The organism is Flavobacterium sp. GNP008, from assembly GCF_056428965.1.
Window position 1 is genome coordinate 324,018 of sequence record NZ_JBWJVL010000002.1, and the last position, 19,846, is coordinate 343,863.

13 protein-coding genes and 1 tRNA gene are annotated in these 19,846 nt (G+C 31.1%); 5 read left to right on the forward strand and 9 right to left on the reverse strand.

What is annotated here, in order from left to right:
* Positions 1-13: 13 nt before the first annotated feature.
* From AC0608_RS07785 to AC0608_RS07805, 5 genes are all read left to right on the forward strand, one after another.
* Positions 14-2,467 carry a DNA translocase FtsK gene (locus AC0608_RS07785; protein ID WP_417959976.1) on the forward strand — a complete coding sequence of 818 codons (2,454 nt, stop codon included), beginning with the start codon at positions 14-16 and terminating at the stop codon, positions 2,465-2,467.
* A 49-nt stretch (positions 2,468-2,516) separates the two neighbouring features.
* Positions 2,517-3,161, forward strand: a complete 645-nt coding sequence (lolA1, locus tag AC0608_RS07790) for an outer membrane lipoprotein periplasmic chaperone LolA1 (RefSeq protein WP_417960404.1) — start codon at positions 2,517-2,519, stop codon at positions 3,159-3,161.
* An 8-nt stretch (positions 3,162-3,169) separates the two neighbouring features.
* Positions 3,170-4,603, forward strand: a complete 1,434-nt coding sequence (locus AC0608_RS07795) for an LptF/LptG family permease (RefSeq protein WP_417959975.1) — start codon at positions 3,170-3,172, stop codon at positions 4,601-4,603.
* Between the two features lie 8 nt (positions 4,604-4,611).
* A complete protein-coding gene (gene ribB, locus AC0608_RS07800) occupies positions 4,612-5,745 on the forward strand; it encodes a 3,4-dihydroxy-2-butanone-4-phosphate synthase (RefSeq protein WP_417959974.1) in 1,134 nt (377 codons plus the stop codon).
* 156 nt (positions 5,746-5,901) lie between these two features.
* Positions 5,902-5,986, forward strand: a tRNA-Ser gene (locus AC0608_RS07805).
* Positions 5,987-7,008: 1,022 nt separating this feature from the next.
* Here AC0608_RS07805 and AC0608_RS07810 read toward each other — a convergent pair.
* The 9 genes from AC0608_RS07810 to AC0608_RS07850 form a co-directional block, all read right to left on the reverse strand.
* On the reverse strand, positions 7,009-9,459 hold the full coding sequence (locus AC0608_RS07810; protein ID WP_478288677.1) for a response regulator: 2,451 nt from the start codon (positions 9,457-9,459) through the stop codon (positions 7,009-7,011).
* 120 nt (positions 9,460-9,579) lie between these two features.
* Positions 9,580-13,356, reverse strand: a complete 3,777-nt coding sequence (locus AC0608_RS07815) for a response regulator (protein ID WP_478288678.1) — start codon at positions 13,354-13,356, stop codon at positions 9,580-9,582.
* A gap of 26 nt (positions 13,357-13,382) precedes the next feature.
* Positions 13,383-13,955 (reverse strand): chemotaxis protein CheB, encoded by a 573-nt coding sequence (locus AC0608_RS07820; protein WP_478288679.1) that lies wholly within the window; start codon positions 13,953-13,955, stop codon positions 13,383-13,385.
* 2 nt (positions 13,956-13,957) lie between these two features.
* Positions 13,958-14,815: a CheR family methyltransferase gene (locus AC0608_RS07825; protein WP_478288680.1), complete on the reverse strand. Its 858-nt coding sequence runs from the start codon at positions 14,813-14,815 to the stop codon at positions 13,958-13,960.
* A gap of 30 nt (positions 14,816-14,845) precedes the next feature.
* Positions 14,846-15,280, reverse strand: a complete 435-nt coding sequence (locus tag AC0608_RS07830; protein ID WP_417959983.1) for a response regulator — start codon at positions 15,278-15,280, stop codon at positions 14,846-14,848.
* Entirely contained in the window at positions 15,280-17,949 is a 2,670-nt protein-coding gene (locus AC0608_RS07835; RefSeq protein ID WP_478288886.1) for an ATP-binding protein, read from the reverse strand. The genes AC0608_RS07830 and AC0608_RS07835 overlap by 1 nt, the downstream gene beginning before the upstream one ends.
* Before the next feature lie 29 nt (positions 17,950-17,978).
* A complete protein-coding gene (locus AC0608_RS07840) occupies positions 17,979-18,539 on the reverse strand; it encodes a helix-turn-helix domain-containing protein (RefSeq protein ID WP_417990216.1) in 561 nt (186 codons plus the stop codon).
* A gap of 399 nt (positions 18,540-18,938) precedes the next feature.
* Positions 18,939-19,301 carry a cupin domain-containing protein gene (locus AC0608_RS07845; RefSeq protein ID WP_417959984.1) on the reverse strand — a complete coding sequence of 121 codons (363 nt, stop codon included), beginning with the start codon at positions 19,299-19,301 and terminating at the stop codon, positions 18,939-18,941.
* Between the two features lie 65 nt (positions 19,302-19,366).
* Entirely contained in the window at positions 19,367-19,843 is a 477-nt protein-coding gene (locus AC0608_RS07850; RefSeq protein WP_478288681.1) for a hypothetical protein, read from the reverse strand.
* Between the last annotated feature and the right edge of the window lie 3 nt (positions 19,844-19,846).

Below are 19,846 nucleotides of genomic sequence, written 5' to 3' on the forward strand. Positions count from 1 at the left end.
ATTACAATTAAGAATGGCAAAAATAACAAAAACAGTACCTTCAACTAAAAAAAACGAAACTACTGGAGAGACAAAAACTACAGCAAAAATAACTAAGCAGCACAAAGTTGTTTTTGGTTCTTTGCTTGTGTTGTTTTCCATTGCGTTGTTGTTAGCGTTTGTATCCTTCTATATATACGGACAACAGGATCAAAGTGCAGTTCAGGAATTAACAAATCGGTCTGAAACTGTTCAAAACTGGTTAGGGAAATTCGGCGCTTTCTTAGCTGATTTATTAGTTTATAAAGGCTTTGGTGTTGCCTCATTTATATTTATACGCCTATTTTTCCTTTCTGGAATTTATTTAGTACTTGGTATTCCGTTACATAAATTGAAAAATATTTGGTTTTGGGATCTATTTGTAATTATTATTTTATCCATTTTATTTGGATTTTTTGCTACTTCTGCTCCTGAACTAGGTGGGACAATAGGGTATGAGCTTAATTTATTTTTGCAAGATTACCTAGGAAAACCGGGTACGTTATTGGTTTTATTATTTGGATTAATCATATATGTTATTTTCAAAATTAAACTTTCACCAGAAAATATTCAGTCCTTTTTTGACAATACCAAAAAAGAACTCAAAGCAGTTTCAATCACTAATCCTTTAAAGAATACTGAAAATAATTATAATCTGGAAGAATTTGCTGTTTTAGAAGAAGCAGACGAAGTAGATCAAATCCATTTAAAAACGAATGGCTCTCAATTTGAAATTAATAAAGAGGCTTTAAAACCAACAATTAATAACGCATCTGATATTAATAGAGATCCAATAGCAAAGACACTTGCAATGGAAATAACACCCGTAGTTGCTCCAGAAACTATTTCAAATACAATTGATACTTTTGTAATTGAAACGGCTCCAGAAGAAGATATTCTTGAAGAAAACTTAGCTTCTAGACTGGTTGCTGATTTTGGATTATTTGATCCAACTTTAGATTTGTCAAATTATAAGTTTCCTACAATTGATTTACTGAAAGAATATTCAACAGGAGGTATTACCATCAATCAGGAAGAATTAGAAGAAAATAAAAATAGAATTGTTGATACATTGCGCAATTACAAAATTGAGATTGCTCAGATAAAAGCTACCGTAGGCCCATCAGTTACCTTATATGAAATTGTGCCAGAAGCCGGAATTCGTATTTCAAAAATCAAAAGTTTAGAGGATGATATAGCCTTATCACTTTCGGCATTAGGAATTCGTATTATTGCTCCAATTCCAGGAAAAGGAACTATAGGAATTGAAGTTCCTAACAAAAATCCAACAATGGTTTCCATGAAAAGTGTAATAGGTTCAGCCAAATTTCAAGAAGCTGAAATGGAACTACCTATAGCGCTGGGAAAAACAATTTCAAATGAAACTTTTGTTGTCGATCTAGCCAAAATGCCACACTTATTGATGGCAGGTGCTACTGGTCAAGGAAAATCAGTTGGTTTGAATGCCGTTTTGACGTCACTTTTATATAAAAAACATCCTGCAGAAGTTAAATTTGTTTTAGTGGATCCAAAAAAGGTAGAGTTAACCCTTTTTAATAAAATTGAGAGGCATTATTTAGCTAAACTTCCTGATATGGATGATGCTATTATTACTGATAATGCTAAAGTAGTGAATACATTAAATTCGCTTTGTGTAGAAATGGATAACCGTTATTCTTTACTTAAGGATGCGATGGTTCGTAATATTAAAGAATACAACGATAAATTTAAGGCTAGAAAATTAAATCCAGAAAATGGACACCGATTTTTGCCGTACATAGTTCTGGTTGTAGATGAGTTTGCTGATTTGATAATGACAGCGGGTAAAGAAGTAGAAGTGCCAATTGCGAGATTGGCTCAGTTAGCAAGAGCTATAGGAATTCACTTGATTATAGCCACACAAAGACCTTCTGTAAATGTAATTACAGGATTGATAAAAGCCAATTTTCCAGCCAGAATTGCTTTTAGAGTTACTTCAAAAATTGATTCAAGAACCATCCTTGATACTCAGGGCGCAGATCAGTTGATAGGACGCGGAGATATGCTTTATACAAACGGAAATGATGTTGTGCGGGTGCAGTGCGCCTTTATTGATACTCCCGAAGTAGAAAAAATTACAGAATTTATTGGTTCTCAAAAAGCGTATGCAACTGCTTATTTACTTCCCGAGTTCGTTGGAGAGGAAACTGGCATTAATCTTGATATGAATATTTCCGACAGAGATACCTTATTTAAAGAAGCTGCAGAAATTATAGTAAATGCGCAACAAGGGTCGGCCTCCCTATTACAAAGAAAACTGAAGCTCGGGTACAACAGAGCAGGTCGATTGATTGATCAACTAGAAGCTGCTGGTATAGTAGGCCCTTTTGAAGGAAGTAAAGCACGTAGTGTAAACATTTTGGATATGAGTTCTCTTGATCAATTTTTCAACAATGAACAAAATAATTAATACCATGAAATCAAAAAATCAAGCATTTAAAAAAAAGAATTCACAACGAATGGGCAAAACACTCCTTTTAATAACCGCATTATTTCTTTTTAGTTTTTCAATCCAAGCACAAGATAAAAAAGCAAAAGATCTTTTAGATCAAGTTACTGCTAAGGTTAAAAGTTATAATAACATAGCCATTGATTTTAAATATTCTTTGAATAATACTAAAGAAAATATCAATCAAGACAGTAAAGGAAATGTAACAATGAAAGGAAATCAATATGTTTTGAATTTTATGGGAGTTACTAAAATTTTTGATGGAAAAAAAACATATACTATTGTTCCTGAGGATGAAGAAATTACTATTTCTACTGTAAATGAAAAGGATGATAATGCAATTACACCTTCTAAAATGTTAACTTTTTTCAATTCTGGTTATAAATATACTATGGATATTCTACAAAATGTAAAAGGTAGAAAAATTCAATACATTAAATTAATTCCTTTGAACACAAAAGACCAAAGAAAAGAAGTGTTATTGGGAATTGATGTTCAAACAAAACACATTTATAACTTGATAGAAATGGGGAAAAAAGGAACAAAAACTACATTAACGGTTAATTCTTTTAAAACCAATCAACCTTTGTCAAAAAATCAATTTACATTTGCGGGGAGTAAATATCCAAATTACTACATCAACAAATTAGATTAAGGTATTAGGTGAAAATTCTTGACAAATACTTATTAAAAACATTTTTGACTACATTTACTACCGTATTTGTAATCCTATTTTTTATATTTATACTTCAAACAGTTTGGTTATTCATATCCGAATTGGCAGGTAAAGATTTGGATTTATTAATGATTATTAAATTTTTGGCCTTTTCCATGCCAAGAATTGTTCCTTTGGTATTGCCACTTTCGATACTGTTATCCTCCATAATGACTTTTGGTAATTTAGCTGAAAACTATGAATTTGCAGCAATGAAATCTTCTGGAATTTCACTGCAAAGAGCGATGAGAAGCTTAACTGTATTTATAATATTATTAAGTATAGTAGCCTTTTTCTTTTCAAATAACGTCATCCCTTATGCTGAGTACAAGTTTATCAATTTTAGAAAAAATATTGCACAGGTTAAACCTGCTTTGGCCATAGCAGAAGGACAATTCAATGATGTTGGGTTTTATAATATTAAAGTCAATAAAAAAAGTGGAACCGAGGGAAACACTCTTACCGGAATTACTATTCATAAAAAATCAAAAATTGGCGATGGAAGTAAAACGGTAATTAAAGCAAAAAATGGAGAGTTAATCAGCAGTGAAGAATCGAGTATCCTACAATTAGTATTAAATAACGGGTATTATTATGAAGATATTGTCCCAAAAAAATATGAAGACCGGAGTAAATTGCCTTTTGCAAAAAGTTCTTTCAAAAAGCAAATTATTAATATTGATTTATCTGAACTCAATAATGTTGACGTAAATGATGAATCTGTTGCTAATACCAATACAATGCTTACCGTTAATGAACTCAATTATACATTAGATTCATTAAATAAAAGTATGAAAACTGATATCATTTCGTTTACAGAAAACAGCAACAGTAGAATTGGATTCCCTGTAAAAAAGATAGTGACTCAAGCCAAGAATAAAAAAACACTTCCAAAAGATATTTTATCATTGTATACCAATGAACAAAAATCAGATATTTTAAAAATTGCAATAAGTAATGTAACCAGTACTTCTTATTCAATTGATACATCTAAAACGGAATTGTTAAATAAGCAAAAAAATATTAATAGACACTTACTTGCTTTCTATGATAAATTTGTAATTGTATTTGCTTGTTTTTTGATGTTTTTCATTGGAGCACCTTTAGGGGCAATTATTCGAAAAGGTGGATTAGGCCTTCCAATTGTTTTTGCAATTTTAATATTCATCACCTTTCACTTTATAAATACCTTTGGAAAAAGAATTGCACAAGAGGATGGAATGACACCATTTATGGGTGCTTGGCTATCGTCCTTTATTTTAACCCCTCTGGCTATTTTATTGACATACCGAGCTACAAACGATATTGGATTAATTAACATGGATGTTATTTTAGCTCCATTCCAAAAAGTAATAAAAAAACTATTCCCATCACAAAACTAATACCCTAAATGGACTTAAATAAAATACAACTCAACACAATTGAAGAAGCAATAGAAGATATACGCCAAGGAAAAATTATTATTGTTGTTGATGATGAAGATCGAGAAAATGAAGGGGATTTTTTAGCCGCTGCTGAGAAAGTGACTCCTGAGATGATTAATTTCATGGCCACACATGGTAGAGGATTAATTTGTGCTCCACTTACAGAGAGTAGATGTAAAGAATTAGGATTGCACGTAATGGTGACTAATAATACAGATCCAATGGAGACTGCTTTTACTGTTTCGGTAGATTTAAGAGGTAATGGAGTAACAACAGGAATATCTGCAGCAGATAGAGCAAAAACGGTTTTAGCACTGGTAAGTTCAGAAACAAAACCGCACGATTTAGCCAGACCAGGGCATATCTTTCCTTTAATTGCTAAACAAGGAGGAGTTTTAAGAAGGACTGGACATACTGAGGCAGCAATTGATTTTGCTCGTTTAGCTGGGTTTAAATCAGCAGGGGTAATCGTTGAAATAATGAATGAAGATGGATCAATGGCACGTCTTCCTCAATTAGTAGAAGTAGCAAAAAAATTTAATTTAAAACTAGTTTCCATAGAAGCTTTAGTTGCGTATAGAATGCAACACGACAGTTTAATTGTTAAAAAAGAAGATTCTGATATTGAGACCCGTTTTGGCACTTTTAGACTCCGAGCGTACCAACAAACAACCAATAAGCAAATACACATTGCTTTGACTAAGGGAACATGGAATTTGGGGGAATCTATTTTAACCCGAATCAATTCATCACAGGTCAATAATGATTTATTAGGTACTTTGACAAACAATGCCGACCAGCAACTTGATGATATGTTCCAAGTGATTAATGAAGAAGGCAGAGGTGCTGTTATTTTTATTAATCAGGACATGCAATCGGTTAATTTACTGAATCGTATAGCTGAACTCAAATTGTTACAAAGTGAAGGTGTAATGAAGGCTCCAAAAATTATCATTGACAGCAAAGATTTTGGTATTGGTGCTCAGATATTGCATGATATTGATATCTCAAAAATAAGATTAGTATCCAATACTGAGGGTACAAAACGAGTAGGAATGATTGGATACGGGTTAGAAATAACAGAATATGTAAAGTATTAAATTTATTTTTTAAAATACTTTATATCTAAAGTAAAGAAAATGAAACCTTTAAAGAGCAACGCTAAAAATAGATGCTTTTTTTATAAAAATAGATTTGAATAACCAAAAAAGGTTCTTATATTTGCACTCGCAATCAGATAATGAAAGCGACATATTGGAGAAATGGCAGAGCGGTCGAATGCGGCAGTCTTGAAAACTGTTGACTGTTACAGGTCCGGGGGTTCGAATCCCTCTTTCTCCGCGAAATTAAAACCCTAAACACTGTTAATCAGTAAGTTAGGGTTTTTTGTTTTTAGTCTTAGCCCACATTCATTATATATACTATCAAAACTTGTTTACAATAGAATACAATCCTTTTAAGTCGATTTTAGCTTGTAAATTCCATTCTTGATACATTGGAAGTATTTCATGAAAAAGCCTCCTAGTTGGCTTTGCATACCTTGGAAAGGTTAATAAAAGCAGCAGGCATAATTAAGCTTCATTTTGTATTTAATTTGATAGTTAAAATCTTCAATAGTTTCATAATTCAAAGTGAAAGCAGAAAATCTACTTTATCTATTCTAGTAAATTATAATGTATTCAAAGATTTCTAGTTTTTTGTACTTTTGGAAATAGTTTGGCTCACTTAAATTAATTGCTTCGCCGCTTTGAACGGAATGCTCTGGTTAATATAAAAAATGAACAAAATTTTTGTTATCGTAATACTCAAGCAATTTTATTAAGGACTATATTTGGAATTGTTTATTCATAGGAATCAAGAACATTTACAAAATTTATGGTAAAATATTATGTAAAAACTTCTCTCAAAATAAAAATCAAATATTCTCCTACATTTCGATTTTTAATTACGATTTTAAAAATCTGAGCGTAATTTGCTTCACCTCTTCGCTATCGCTAGAGTCATGTTTACTTATTGCTTTATTAAACTCAAGCTGAAATTATAGGAGGTATTATCACATAATTGTGATAAAAAATACAGATATATCTTAAATTACAATCTAAATAATATTAAAAGCCGAAGTTTTCAAAGGAATTTATACAACAAACGCCTTGTTTAATATGTTTTTGACGATTAAATAAATATAATTAGAGAGTTATGTTCTTTTAATATTACGATTTAATCTACTTCATAATCTTACTACTTTATATATTTTAAGATATTTTAATAAGTTAAAATTAAGTTGCATTATCATATCCTGGATCTAAAACACTCAATTATAGTATTTTATCAGTACAATCACTATCTTTTCTTTTAAAATATATTTACAATAAACTGTTTTTTAATGTATTATATTCTATTTGTAATTCCGTGCAGGCTTGTAAACAGATTTTTTCTAACTCGACTACTAATTCAAAGATTTCGTTTGTTTTTTCTTGTCCAATTGCAAATTCCTGAATTTTTTTAGCCATATTTTCAAATTTTGTACTCATACCCATTATAGCAAATGAAGGAATGATTTTGTGTGCAGCAGCTCCCAATAAGGACCAATTTTTTTCGGACAAACTTTGTTTAATAGTATCAATTAAAGGAGGGATTTGTACTAAATAAAGCGATATCATTTCCATCATTAAAGTAGGATTTGATTTAGTCCTTTGGTTTAAATACAGTAAGTCAATACATTTTATTCGAGTAGTACTCGTTTCTTTTTTTTCAAGATTTTCATAAAGTTTTGTAGGTTTTGTTTTTTTCAATACACTTATAATTTTACTGTAAAGAAGTCTTTCATCGACAGGTTTTGCCAAATAATCATTCATTCCCAGTGTTTTACATTTGGCGAAATCTGCCGTAGTCACATCAGCTGTTAAAGCAATAATAGGAATTTTTAAATTCATTGTATTCCTAATGTATTCCGTAGCTTCAAAACCATTCATTTCGGGCATTTGCAAGTCCATCAGAATAATATCATATTCTTTCTCTTTTAATTTTTCAATCGCTACTTTACCATTCTCGGCAATATCCCGATCAAATCCAAAATCATCTAAAAGAGTCTTCATAAGTAATTGATTCAAAGGAATATCTTCAACTACTAGAACTTTCACATTTTTTATTTCAGTATCCAATTCAATAATCTCATTTTCAAATTCCGCATTGGCATTTGTTTTTTTAAAAGGTAATGTAAAACTAAATATGGAACCCTTATTAATAGTGCTGCATACACGTATCGTTCCACCCTGTGGTTCTATTAATTGTTTTGCAATGGCAAGACCTAGTCCTGTTCCGCCATATAATCTTGAAGTTTCACTAGTTGCCTGTTGAAAATTTTCAAATATTGTTTTTATTTTTTCTTCTGGTATTCCAATTCCAGTATCTGAGATGGCAAATTCAATAATTACTTTATCTCTATCTTCATGTACTAAAGTAACACTTACAGTAATTTTTCCTTTGAATGTAAATTTGACAGCATTACTGACTAAATTTAAAATGATTTGATGCAAACGAACCGGATCACCTATAAGTACATCAGGAATCTTACTGTCGTATTCCTTTACTAATTTTAAATTTTTTTCTTGAATTTTCGTTTCAAATAAATGAAGCATAGCGGATACGGACGATTTTATTTTGAAAGGTGTTTTCTCAAAAGTCATCTTACCTGAATCTACTTTTGCTAAATCTAGAATATCATTGATAAGAACAATTAATGAATCACCACTTAATTTTATGGCATTTAAATATTCTTTTTGTTTTGGAGTTAAATCGGTTCTTAAGACTACTTTTGTAAAACCGATTATAGCATTCATCGGTGTACGAATTTCATGACTCATATTCGACAAGAATTGCTGTTTTGCTTTAACGGCATTTTCAGCAATAGTAGTTGCGTTTTCAGCATTTATTTTTTCTTCCTCGGCAATTTCAGTTGCTAATTCTGCAAAAACTTTAGCTTCTATTAATTCAGTTTCAATTCTTTTTTGATCGGTTACATCTCTTGCTACAATTGCTACTCCCAGAACATTTCCTTTATCATCTTTGTACACTGATCCATTAAATAGGACATGAACTAATTTGCCTTTTTTATGCCGAAGGATTAGTGGAGAATCAGCAACAAATCCTTTTTCAAACACTTTTTGGTATACTTGACTTGCTTTGTGTGGTTCAGTAAAATAATCAAAAAAATTGGTTCCTATTAATTTTTTACGTGCTATACCCGTTACTTTTACAGATGCATTATTCATATCGGTTATTTTCCCTTCAGGGCTAATGGCAAATAATGGATCATGACTTGCTTCAATAAGACTAAGAGAATATTCAGAAAGTAATTTTTGGGCTGTAAGATCGGTATTGAGTTTTTTCAGTTGTTCTGCTTGAACTAATAATTCTTGATTTTTTGTATGTAAATCCACAAAAACTGCCACTTTTGCTTTTAATATTTCAGGTGATAGCGGTTTTATCATATAATCTACGGCACCTGCTTGATATCCTTTGAAAATTTGGAGCGAATTATCCATGCTCGCCGTTAAAAAAATGATTGGAACATGTTTGAGTTTTTCAATTTGGCGAATTAATTCTACGGTTTCAAATCCATCCATCATTGGCATTTGAACGTCAATTAATATGATGGCAAAATCTTGTTGGTGCAGAAGAATTTTTAAGGCTTCATTACCAGAATTTGCTTTTACACATAAATAATTTTCGTTGGAAAGTATTACTTCTAAGGCAAACAAGTTTTCAGGTAGATCATCAACCAATAAAATTTTAACGGGGCTATTTATTTTCATTTTTAATTCTAAAATAAAAGTTTGAATGTTGAGTATCCATTATCGAATATTAAATACCAACAAGAAATTTAATTTAATCATAAAGATGGTATGTCCACCTTTATTATATTGTTTAAATACTTACTTACTTAACCACACGCGCATCAATGATAGCAGGCGTTCAACATCAATAGGTTTAGTGATGTAATCATTTGCACCAGCATCAATACATTTTTGTTTGTCGTCTTTCATTGCTTTTGCAGTAAGGGCAATTATAGGTAAGTTTCTAAATTTAATCTGAGATCTTATCCGTATCATTGCTTCGTAGCCATCCATTTCCGGCATCATAATATCCATTAATACCAGATCTATATCACTATGTAAATCCAGCATATTTAATGCATTTTTTCCGTTTTCTGATTTTATGACGTCCATTCCTCGTTCTTGTAATATTTTAGATAATGCAAACACATTTCTCATGTCATCATCTACTAATAATATTTTTTTGGAATGAAATATGGCTTCTTTGTCATGCAAGTTATTAATAATCATTTGTTTTGATTTTGGTAAATTGCTTATTGTTCGGTGAAGAAAAAGGGCAGTTTCATCTAGCAATCGTTCTTCGGATTTTATACCTTTTATAATTATGCTCTCCGCATATTTGTGAAGCAGATTATTTTCCTCTTTTGTAAGTTCTTTTCCCGTATAAACAATAATAGGAGGTAGGTAATGGCCTCTAATATCCTCCAGTTTATGAATAAGTTCAAAACCGGTCATATCAGGCAATCCAAGATCCAATATAATACAATCGATATGATTTTGCTCAAATAAGTCTAATGCTTCTTTTCCCGTAGCTGCTTCATAGCATTTTACATCACCATTACCAATGAGTACTTTCATTGCTTTTCTAGAATTCTCACTGTCTTCAATTATCAAAAGGTTTTTTATTTTCCTATTGACAAAATTTTCAATTCTATTAAAAGCTTCTTCAAGTCCATCTTTAGATATTGGTTTCATCAAATATTCCACTGCACCTTCTCTAATTGGTTCTAGTGAGCGATCGTTTGCCGAGATAATATGTACTGGTATATGCCTTACTGAAGGGTTTACTTTTAATTCATGCAATACTTGTTTCCCTTTAATTCCTGGTAAACCCATGTCGAGAATGATTGCTTGTGGTTTGTATTTTGAAGCAAGCAATAAACCATCTTCTCCAGAAGCAGCTGACAAACATTTGAATCCTTTTATATTGGCTTGTTTTAAAAGAATCATTGCAAAATTTTGATCATCTTCAATGATGAGCACTATTTTATCTTCGGCCTTTATTGTATCTCTATCGTCTTTTATAGTTGGATAATTTAGATAATCACTCTCATTTTCAGAGCGTGGTGCATACGAAATAGGTTTTAACGGAATTTCACTAACAGCGTCTTGTGTTGGATGTATTTCTATTGGAATAATGAGCGAGAAAGTAGAACCTTTATCTAAATTACTGTTTACTTTTATTTCTCCTTCCAGTAATTTTGCAAGTTCTCTAGAAATAGAAAGGCCTAGTCCCGTACCTCCATATTTTCTGGAAGTACCACCCTCTGCCTGCTGAAAAGCTTCAAATATAGCCGTTTGTTTGTCTTTTGAAATTCCAATACCTGTATCAGTAACAGAAATATTCAAAGTAGTATCAGTATTTGGGTCAATACGTATAGTTACACTTCCTTTTTCTGTAAATTTTATAGCATTGGATATAAGGTTTTTTAAGATTTGGTTCAAACGTTGTGAATCAGTTTGAATAAATTCTGGTAAAGCTGATGACAAAAGATAAGTTATATTTAATCCTTTTTGTTCCGCTTGATGTTTAAAATCGCGTAGGAGGTTAGCTGTGAAATTTTTAAGTGATACTTTTTCAATATTGATAGCCATTTTTCCTGCTTCAATCTTAGAAAGGTCTAGTACTTCATTAATTAACACAAGCAGATCATGGCCACTTTTATAAATTATTTCAGCACTTTCAACCTGAATATCATCTAGATTTTTTTTCCTGTTTTCTGATAAATCTTTGGATAAAATAAGCAAACTATTAAGTGGAGTTCTTAATTCATGAGACATATTTGCAAGAAATTCTGATTTATACTTACTACTTATTTCCAGTTGTTTTGTTTTTCGTTCAATATCATTTTTTGAAGCTTCAACTTCTTTATTTTTCTCCTCTAATGATTGGGTCTGCTCTTCCAATTCCTCATTCGTCATTTGCAGTTCTTCTTGCTGTTGTTTAAGATTTTGCGCTTGTTGTTCTAATTCTTCATTGAGCTGTCTAAGTTCTTCCTGTTGTATTTGAAGTTCTTCTGCTTGATTGGACAGCTCTTTGTTGGCAAAACTTAATTCTACAGCCCGCTTCTCTTTTTCGTCATTTTGATACGCAAGTTCTTTGTTGGCAATTCCTAATTCTGCTGCTCTTTTTTCTTTTTCGTCATTTTGATACGCCAGTTCTTTATTGGCAATTCCTAATTCTGCTGCTCTTTTTTCTTTTTCATCATTTTGATAGGCCAGTTCTTTGTTTGCAATTCCTAATTCTGCAGCTCTTTTCTCTTTTTCGTCATTTTGATACGCTAATTCTTTGTTAGCAATTCCTAATTCTGCTGCCCTTTTTTCTTTTTCATCATTTTGGTAGGCAAGTTCTTTATTGGCAATTCCTAACTCTGCTGCCCGTTTTTCTTTCTCATCATTTTGATAGGCGAGTTCTTTATTGGCAATGACTAATTCTGCAGCTCTTTTTTCTTTTTCTTCCGCTTGTTGAACCGTATTAACGCTAATAGCAATACTGTTCATAGAAACATTGATAAATTCTTTTTCGGTTTCATTAAAATCAGTAAGCTTTCCTATTTCAATTACCCCTATTGTTTTACCTTCAAGTAAAAAAGGAGTGATGAGCAAATTTTTTGGTTTTGCATCCAGAACAGATGAAGTAATACGGATTTGATTTTCAGATATATCAGTTAAAGAAATCTGTTTTTGTTCCCAAGCGGCTTGACCAATCAATCCCTCATTTAATTTAAAATTTTCTTTACTATCCTTTACTGACGAGAAAGCAAATTTTCCACTAAGTATTAAGATCTTCTCTTTTTCATTAAATAGGTAAACGGCCCCTATATTTGCCTTCAGATAGGTACATAAAAAACTGATAGTACTATTGGCCAATTGTGCTATACTTTGGTCTCCAATTAATTTTTTATTAAGTTCTGAGTTACCTGTAAGTAACCAGTTTTTACTTGCCGTTTCTAATTCAGAATTTTTTAGCGCTCTTAGATTTGTAACAACTATAGAATATACAACAATTAGGATAAGAACGATGACTAACAATAAAACACCAAAAACAATATTAAATTTACTGGCATCATCAGCACTGTCCTGTATTCTTTGAACGAGTAATGTCCGTTCTAATTCCTGTGCTTTATCAATTATTTTTCTTATTTCATCTTGTATTTGTTTGCCCTCTCCTGAAGCAATAAACATTCTTGCTTCTTCAAAATCTTTTTTACGAAGGCTAATGCAAGTGTTTAAATTTTCAAAACGCATTTTAAGTTCTTTCGCAAGTTCCTCAATATTGTTTTGCTGATTGGGATTTTCTTTTGTTAATTCCTTTATTTTTTCAAGTTTATCAATTGCTTTTCTATTGGCAGTTTTGAAATGTTTCAAAAAATCATCATTTCCTGTAATAACATAACCTCGTACGCCCGTTTCAGCATCAACGGAAAACTGGAGTATTTGTTCAAATTCATACAATACCTGATTTGAAATATTTACCAAAGTATTTGAAGCGACAAATTTCTCACTATTTTTAAAAGAGAAAACAGCAACTCCTAAGAGTACTAAAGCACACGCTATAAATCCTATTACTATTTTTCTTCCTAGAGTTATTTTCATGTTGTTATTTGTGAAATTTATGCTGATTATCCTTTTTCTAGATCAATTTTTATTAATATCTCGATTATATCCTCCAGCGATAAAATATAATCAGGTTCAATAGCAGCAATTGCTGACCTAGGCATGTAATCAGAGTCTGCCGTTTTTGGATCTTGAATAATTGCTAGACCTCCAGATTCCTTTATTTTTTTAATTCCTTGGGTACCGTCACTATTGGATCCTGTAAGCACAATTCCTATTAATTTATTTTTATAAGCTTCAGCAGCCGTTTCAAATAATACATCGATTGATGGTCTTGCAAAATTTACGCGTTCATCTATAGTAAGAGAAAATGTTTTATTCTTTTCAATCAGCAAATGATAATTAGGAGGGGCAATATAAATGTAGCCTTTTTCAATTTTCTCTTTTTCATCTGCTTCTTTTATATTCAGGTGACTTTTTTCATTCAATAGTTTTATCCAATGACTATCAGAATGAGCACTCAAATGCTGTACAATAATAATTGGGATAGTAAAATAGATCGGTAAGGCTGAGGATATAATTTTTAAAGCACTCATGCCTCCTGCGGAAACTCCTATTACAATTGCTTCGTAATGCATTTTCAATATTTCTTTTTGAATATTCGTTGTTTGCTGTCTAACTCTATATATTGTTCATACAAATCACAAAAACGTAAACTTTCCTTAGAACCTAAGCATAAAATACCACCATTTATTAGGCTGTTATAAAAAAGAGTCTGAACTTTATTTTGTAAATTTTTATCAAAATAGATCAGTACATTTCTACATAATATCAAGTGTACTTCTGCAAAAACACTATCAGTAACTAAATTATGATTAGCCCAAACTATATTTTTTTTCAACGATTGATTCATAATCACATTATCATAATTAGAAGTATAATAATTCGAAAAGGATTCTTTTCCTCCTGCTAATTGATAATTAGAAGTGTACTCTTTTATCATTTTGTTTGAAAAAATTCCTTCTTTTGCACGGTTTAAAGCCATCTGGTTAAAATCAGTTGCATAAATCGTTGTTCGGTCATACAAACCTTCTTCTTGTAAAATAATAGCTACAGAATACGCTTCTTCACCTGTAGCGCAACCCGCATGCCATATTTTTATAAATGGATATGTCTTCAAAATAGGAATAACATTTTCCCGCAATGACTTATAAAAAACAGGGTCACGAAACATTTCAGTCACTGTTATTGATAGATCTTGTAAGAGTTCTGATGCAAATGTTCCATCATTCAAAACCTTAGATTGCATTTGAGAAACATCTTCAAAACCCGATACTGCCATTCTATGCATAATCCTGCGCCTGATATGGGCTTGAGAATATTCTCTGAAATCATAACCGTATTTCCGATAAATAGCTTCTAATAATAATGAAATTTCTAAATCTGATGTGTCTTTGTACCGCATTTCTTTGATAATTTTGGTCTTAATTTTGACCATATCAGGGGAATTAATTAAATAAAATATAGATTACATGCGATCCATGTACCAATTTAATTCCTTTTCCATTTTTTGGTACTTAAAAATAGCAGTAATTATTTTTTGCAAACGAACAAAAGCAGTTTCACTTTTTACTACATAATCAAACGCCTTGTGATGCATGCAGTTTATGGCTACTTCAATTTTATCTTGAGATGATAGCATCACCACTGGAATTTCGGAATTAAAAGCTTTTACTTTATCCAAAGTTTCAAGACCGTTCATCGCATTTTCTACAATGCCATCAAGTTGATAGTCTAATATTACTACATCCGGATTATGGGATAAATTTGCAATACACAGTTCACCAGTAGGATAGGTTTCAACTATGAAATCAGCATTGTCTAAAAATTCAATTTCCAATGATTTTAGAAATAAGGCATCATCATCTACCAGAAATATTTTTATTTTATTGTCGTTGTTCATTATATGGTATTTTTAATTATGTTAAATTCTTCTTCTAATTCAGTACAGGCTTGTAAACAAATTTTTTCTAATTCAAATACAAGTTCAGATATCCCTTCTGTTTTTTCTTGACCAGTTGCAAAATTTTGGATTCTTTTTGCCATATTTTCAAAATCGGTACTTATACCCATTATGGCAAATGAAGGAATCATTTTGTGTGCAGCTGCGCCTAATAATGACCAATTTTTTTCAGCTAAACTTTGTTTAAGAGAAATAATTAAAGGGGGCGTTTGCACTAAATAAAGTGATATCATCTCCATCATTAATGCTGGATTTGATTTTGTTCTTTGGTTTAAATACACCAAGTCAATACATTTTATTTTTTTAGTACTATTGTCTTTTTCCTCAAAGTTATCATTGAGTTTGGCACTACGTTCTGCGAGTTTTGGTTTTTTTAAAATCCCTACAATTTTACTGTATAAAAGTTTTTCATCAACAGGTTTTGCAAGATAGTCATTCATTCCCACAGCCTTACATTTTGTTAAATCTGCCGTAGTTACATCGGCAGTTAAAGCAATTATGGGTATTTTTGAGTTCATTGTTTTTCTTATGTATTCTGTAGCTTCAAACCCATTCATCTCTGGCATTTGTAAATCCATTAGAATTATATCATATTCTTTTTCTTTTAATTTTTCAATCGCTACTTTACCATTCTCGGCGATATCACGATCAAATCCAAATTCATCTAAAAGTGTTTTCATAAGCAATTGATTCAAAGGAATATCTTCTACTACCAGCACTTTTATATTTTTTATTTCAGTATCCAATTCGACAAGTTCATTTTCAAATTCTGCATCAGAATTTGTTTTTTGAAAACTTAATGCAAAACTGAAAGTAGAACCGATACCTATTGTACTTTTTACACGAATTGTGCCGCCCTGAGGCTCTATTAATTGTTTTACTATGGCAAGTCCGAGTCCTGTTCCACCATACAATCTTGAAGTTCCGCTAGATGCCTGTTGGAAATTTTCAAATATTTTTCCTAATTTTTCTTCAGGTATTCCAATTCCAGTATCAGTTACGGCAAATTCAATAATTACTTTGTCTTCATCTTCATGTACTAAATGAACGCTAACAGTTATTTTTCCTTTTAATGTAAATTTAACGGCATTACTGACTAAATTTAAAATGATTTGATGCAAACGAACTGGATCACCTACAAGTAGATCGGGTATTTTAGTGTCATATTCTTTGATTAATTCTAAATTTTTCTCTTGAATTTTAGTTTCAAATAAATGAAGCATTGCGGATATAGACGATTTCATTTTGAAAGGAGTTTTTTCAAAAGACATCTTACCAGAATCTACTTTTGCCAAATCTAAAATATCGTTTATAAGGACAATTAATGCATCTCCACTCATTTTGATAGCATCTAAATATTCTTTTTGTTTAGGAGTTAACTCTGTTTTTAGAACCACTTTAGTAAAACCAATTATTGCATTCATTGGAGTACGAATTTCATGGCTCATATTCGACAAAAATTGTTGCTTAGCTTTTACAGCATTTTCAGCTATTATTGTAGCACTTTCAGCGCATCTTTTGGCCTCTTCTGCGATTTCAGTAGCTAACTCTGCAAAAACTCTTGCCTCAATCAATTCGGTTGCAATTTTTTTTTGTTCAGTCACATCTCTTGCAACGATTACAACACCCTGAACATTTCCTTTATCGTCTTTATAAACAGAACCATTAAACAAAACATCCGTTAATTTACCTTCTTTGTGACGGAGTGTGAGTGGTGAATCACAAACAAATCCTCTTTCAAACACCTGTTGATAGACTTCTCTGGCTTTTTGCTGCTGGGTAAAATAATCAAAAAAATCAGAATCCGTAAGATCCTGCCTAGTCATACCCGTAATATTTACTAAAGCCTCATTCATATCAGTAATTTTCCCCTTGGTATTAATGGTAACCAGAGGATCTTGACTTGCTTCAATTAAACTGCGGGAATACTGAGAAGCTAGTTTTGTAGTATAGTTAAGCGCTATTAGCTCTTTATTTACAATTTCACGTTTTTGTTTTTCGTAGTTTTGTATAATTAACTCTTTATTAGCAATGATTAATTCATTCGCACGTTTCTCTTTTTCGTCATTTTGAAAAGCAAGTTCTTTATTTGCAATAACTAGTTCAGCTGCTCTTTTTTCTTTTTCATCATTTTGAAAAGCAAGTTCCTTATTGGCAATAATTAATTCATTAGCTCGTTTTTCTTTTTCATCGTTTTGAAAAGCAAGCTCTTTATTGGCATTTTTTAAATTTACAGCCCATTTTTGCTCTGCAGTATCCCTTGCCACAATGACTATTCCTAATATATTTCCGTGATCATCTTTATAGATAGAACCATTAAAAAGCAGATCAGTTAGTCTACCTTCTTTATGACGAAGTGTAAGGGGAGAATTAGTAACTGACCCATTGGCAAAAACTTCTAAATAAACTTCTTTGGCTTTTTGTGGTTCAGTAAAATAATCGAAGAAATCAGAAGCAATTAAATCAACGCGATCTACACCAGTAATATTGACAGTTGCATGATTCATATCCGTAATTTTTCCAGCAATATTGATCGTAATTAATGGATCTAGACTTGCCTCAATAAGACTTCTAGCATATTTTGATACTTGATTATTTATGATTTCTATTTTTTATTAAATTTTTTTGAAAGCATCGATTAAATTATAGGCTGTGAATTGCCTATTTCTTCAATCGGATTACGTCTTTTATCTTTTAATTTTTTGAAATGTGAAGGGGAGAGACCCGTTACTTTCTTAAACTGACTTGATAAATGCGCAACACTACTGTAATTCATTTTCCATGCAATTTCAGTGATATTCAATTCCCCATAAATTATTAATTCTTTTATACGTTCCGTTTTGTGGGAAATTATAAATTGTTCAATTGTAGTTCCTTGTACTTCTGAAAATAAGTTGGACAAATAAGTATAATCGTGATTTAATTGTTGACTCAAATGATCCGAAAAATTAATTTTGATAGGTTCAGTTGAATGATGGACCATTTGAATAATTACATTCTTAATTTTTTCGATTAACATGGATTTTTTATCGTCCATCAATTCTAGCCCTGAATCTAAAAGTGCCGTTTTTAAAAGTTGACGTTGCTCCATAGAAATATTTTCCATAATTTCAACTTCTCCTAAATCAACAACCATAAAGTGAAGCTTAAGCTTTTTCAATTCTTCTTTAACCGCCATTTTACAGCGATTGCTTACCATGTATTTTATGTATAGTTTCAAATATTTTTATATTATAGTTTTACACAAATGTAGCTTTTCGCAATAAAGGTACATTATAAAATTTTACAAATAAGTTATAAAATACACTGTTATTAAGTGCCATGGGTTATGAGATTAAGCCAATAAATTAAATTATATTTCATTTGATCTGCTTTTTTAAGTACTGAAGTAAATGGAAACTCTAATTTTATTCGATTTATATATAACTTTAATCTGAAGAAAATACATTTTTAAACCTATTAAAAAAGCTCCTTTACAGATTATTTTAACGAATTTTAAAAATTAAGAAGAAGAATTTTAAAAGATCAAATTGTTATTCTGATTCAATCAAATCAAGATATCTTAAGAAAATCTATTTTATAAATTGTAACGTATAGTTTAATCCTCGTATCCGTTTTTTATAGTTGTTGAAATCATTTTGAATTGTACATTCGCATTAAAAGAGTGTGTTGAATGGGCGGGTATGATAATTCCGTTACCTAATTTAAGAGAGTGTTTAATTCCTCCAATAAATATTTCTGCGGAACCATCTATTATTTGTACATAATTATCAAATGGGGAGGTTCTTTCTGCTAATTCTTCTCCAGCATCAAAAGAGGAGGCAGTAATATTACCCGTTGTTTTTTTTATTATAGTTCGACTTAAAACAGCATTGGGTACATATTGAATAATTTCAACAATAATGTGAGATTGTGATTTTTTTAGTTCACTATTATCTACAGATTTAAATTTGAAAGACATATTTGGTTTATTTACTTTTTAGGTTTAAAATGGCGTTTTTTTATAATTAAAATAGAGGACTAAAATTAATTCATAGGAAAAGAGTTGACCCAATCTAATGATTTTATAGAAGACACCTTATTTTCTTGATTCATTGTAACACGAAGTTCTTTATTGGCTACTTTTTTTGAATAGGAAGCTTTATATCGAAAAACAGTAGTTTTGTCAAAATTATTTCTATACGCTTCCACTAATTGTAGATCAATAAAAGTCCCATAATATTGGCGAAATCGAGTACATGTTTTTGTCAATCTTTCCTCAGTAGTATTTTTAATTACTGAAGGAGTTGCTTCATTTAGTGTGAAAGGTTTAAATTTAGATGTATTACAGGTCATCAAAACTCTTTTGCCTAATTCATACGCTTTACTCTTTTGGATCTCACTTATTTCAGATATACCAAGCCTTTCGGTTTTAATTACTTCAGGCTCTGGTGTGGTTACAACATTTTTTGATTTACATCCAATAAGTAAAAAAATACTAAAAAAAAGAATTATTTTATTCATGAT

Excerpts from the sequence above, each read along its gene's own strand:
- AC0608_RS07785 (WP_417959976.1), top strand. The coding sequence starts at position 14 with ATGGCAAAAATAACAAAAACAGTACCTTCAACTAAAAAAAACGAAACT.
- lolA1 (WP_417960404.1), top strand. The coding sequence starts at position 2,517 with ATGGGCAAAACACTCCTTTTAATAACCGCATTATTTCTTTTTAGTTTT.
- ribB (WP_417959974.1), top strand. The coding sequence starts at position 4,612 with ATGGACTTAAATAAAATACAACTCAACACAATTGAAGAAGCAATAGAA.
- AC0608_RS07810 (WP_478288677.1), bottom strand. The coding sequence starts at position 9,459 with ATGAAAATAAATAGCCCCGTTAAAATTTTATTGGTTGATGATCTACCT.
- AC0608_RS07815 (WP_478288678.1), bottom strand. The coding sequence starts at position 13,356 with ATGAAAATAACTCTAGGAAGAAAAATAGTAATAGGATTTATAGCGTGT.
- AC0608_RS07820 (WP_478288679.1), bottom strand. The coding sequence starts at position 13,955 with ATGCATTACGAAGCAATTGTAATAGGAGTTTCCGCAGGAGGCATGAGT.
- AC0608_RS07825 (WP_478288680.1), bottom strand. The coding sequence starts at position 14,815 with ATGGTCAAAATTAAGACCAAAATTATCAAAGAAATGCGGTACAAAGAC.
- AC0608_RS07830 (WP_417959983.1), bottom strand. The coding sequence starts at position 15,280 with ATGAACAACGACAATAAAATAAAAATATTTCTGGTAGATGATGATGCC.
- AC0608_RS07840 (WP_417990216.1), bottom strand. The coding sequence starts at position 18,539 with ATGGTAAGCAATCGCTGTAAAATGGCGGTTAAAGAAGAATTGAAAAAG.
- AC0608_RS07845 (WP_417959984.1), bottom strand. The coding sequence starts at position 19,301 with ATGTCTTTCAAATTTAAATCTGTAGATAATAGTGAACTAAAAAAATCA.
- AC0608_RS07850 (WP_478288681.1), bottom strand. The coding sequence starts at position 19,843 with ATGAATAAAATAATTCTTTTTTTTAGTATTTTTTTACTTATTGGATGT.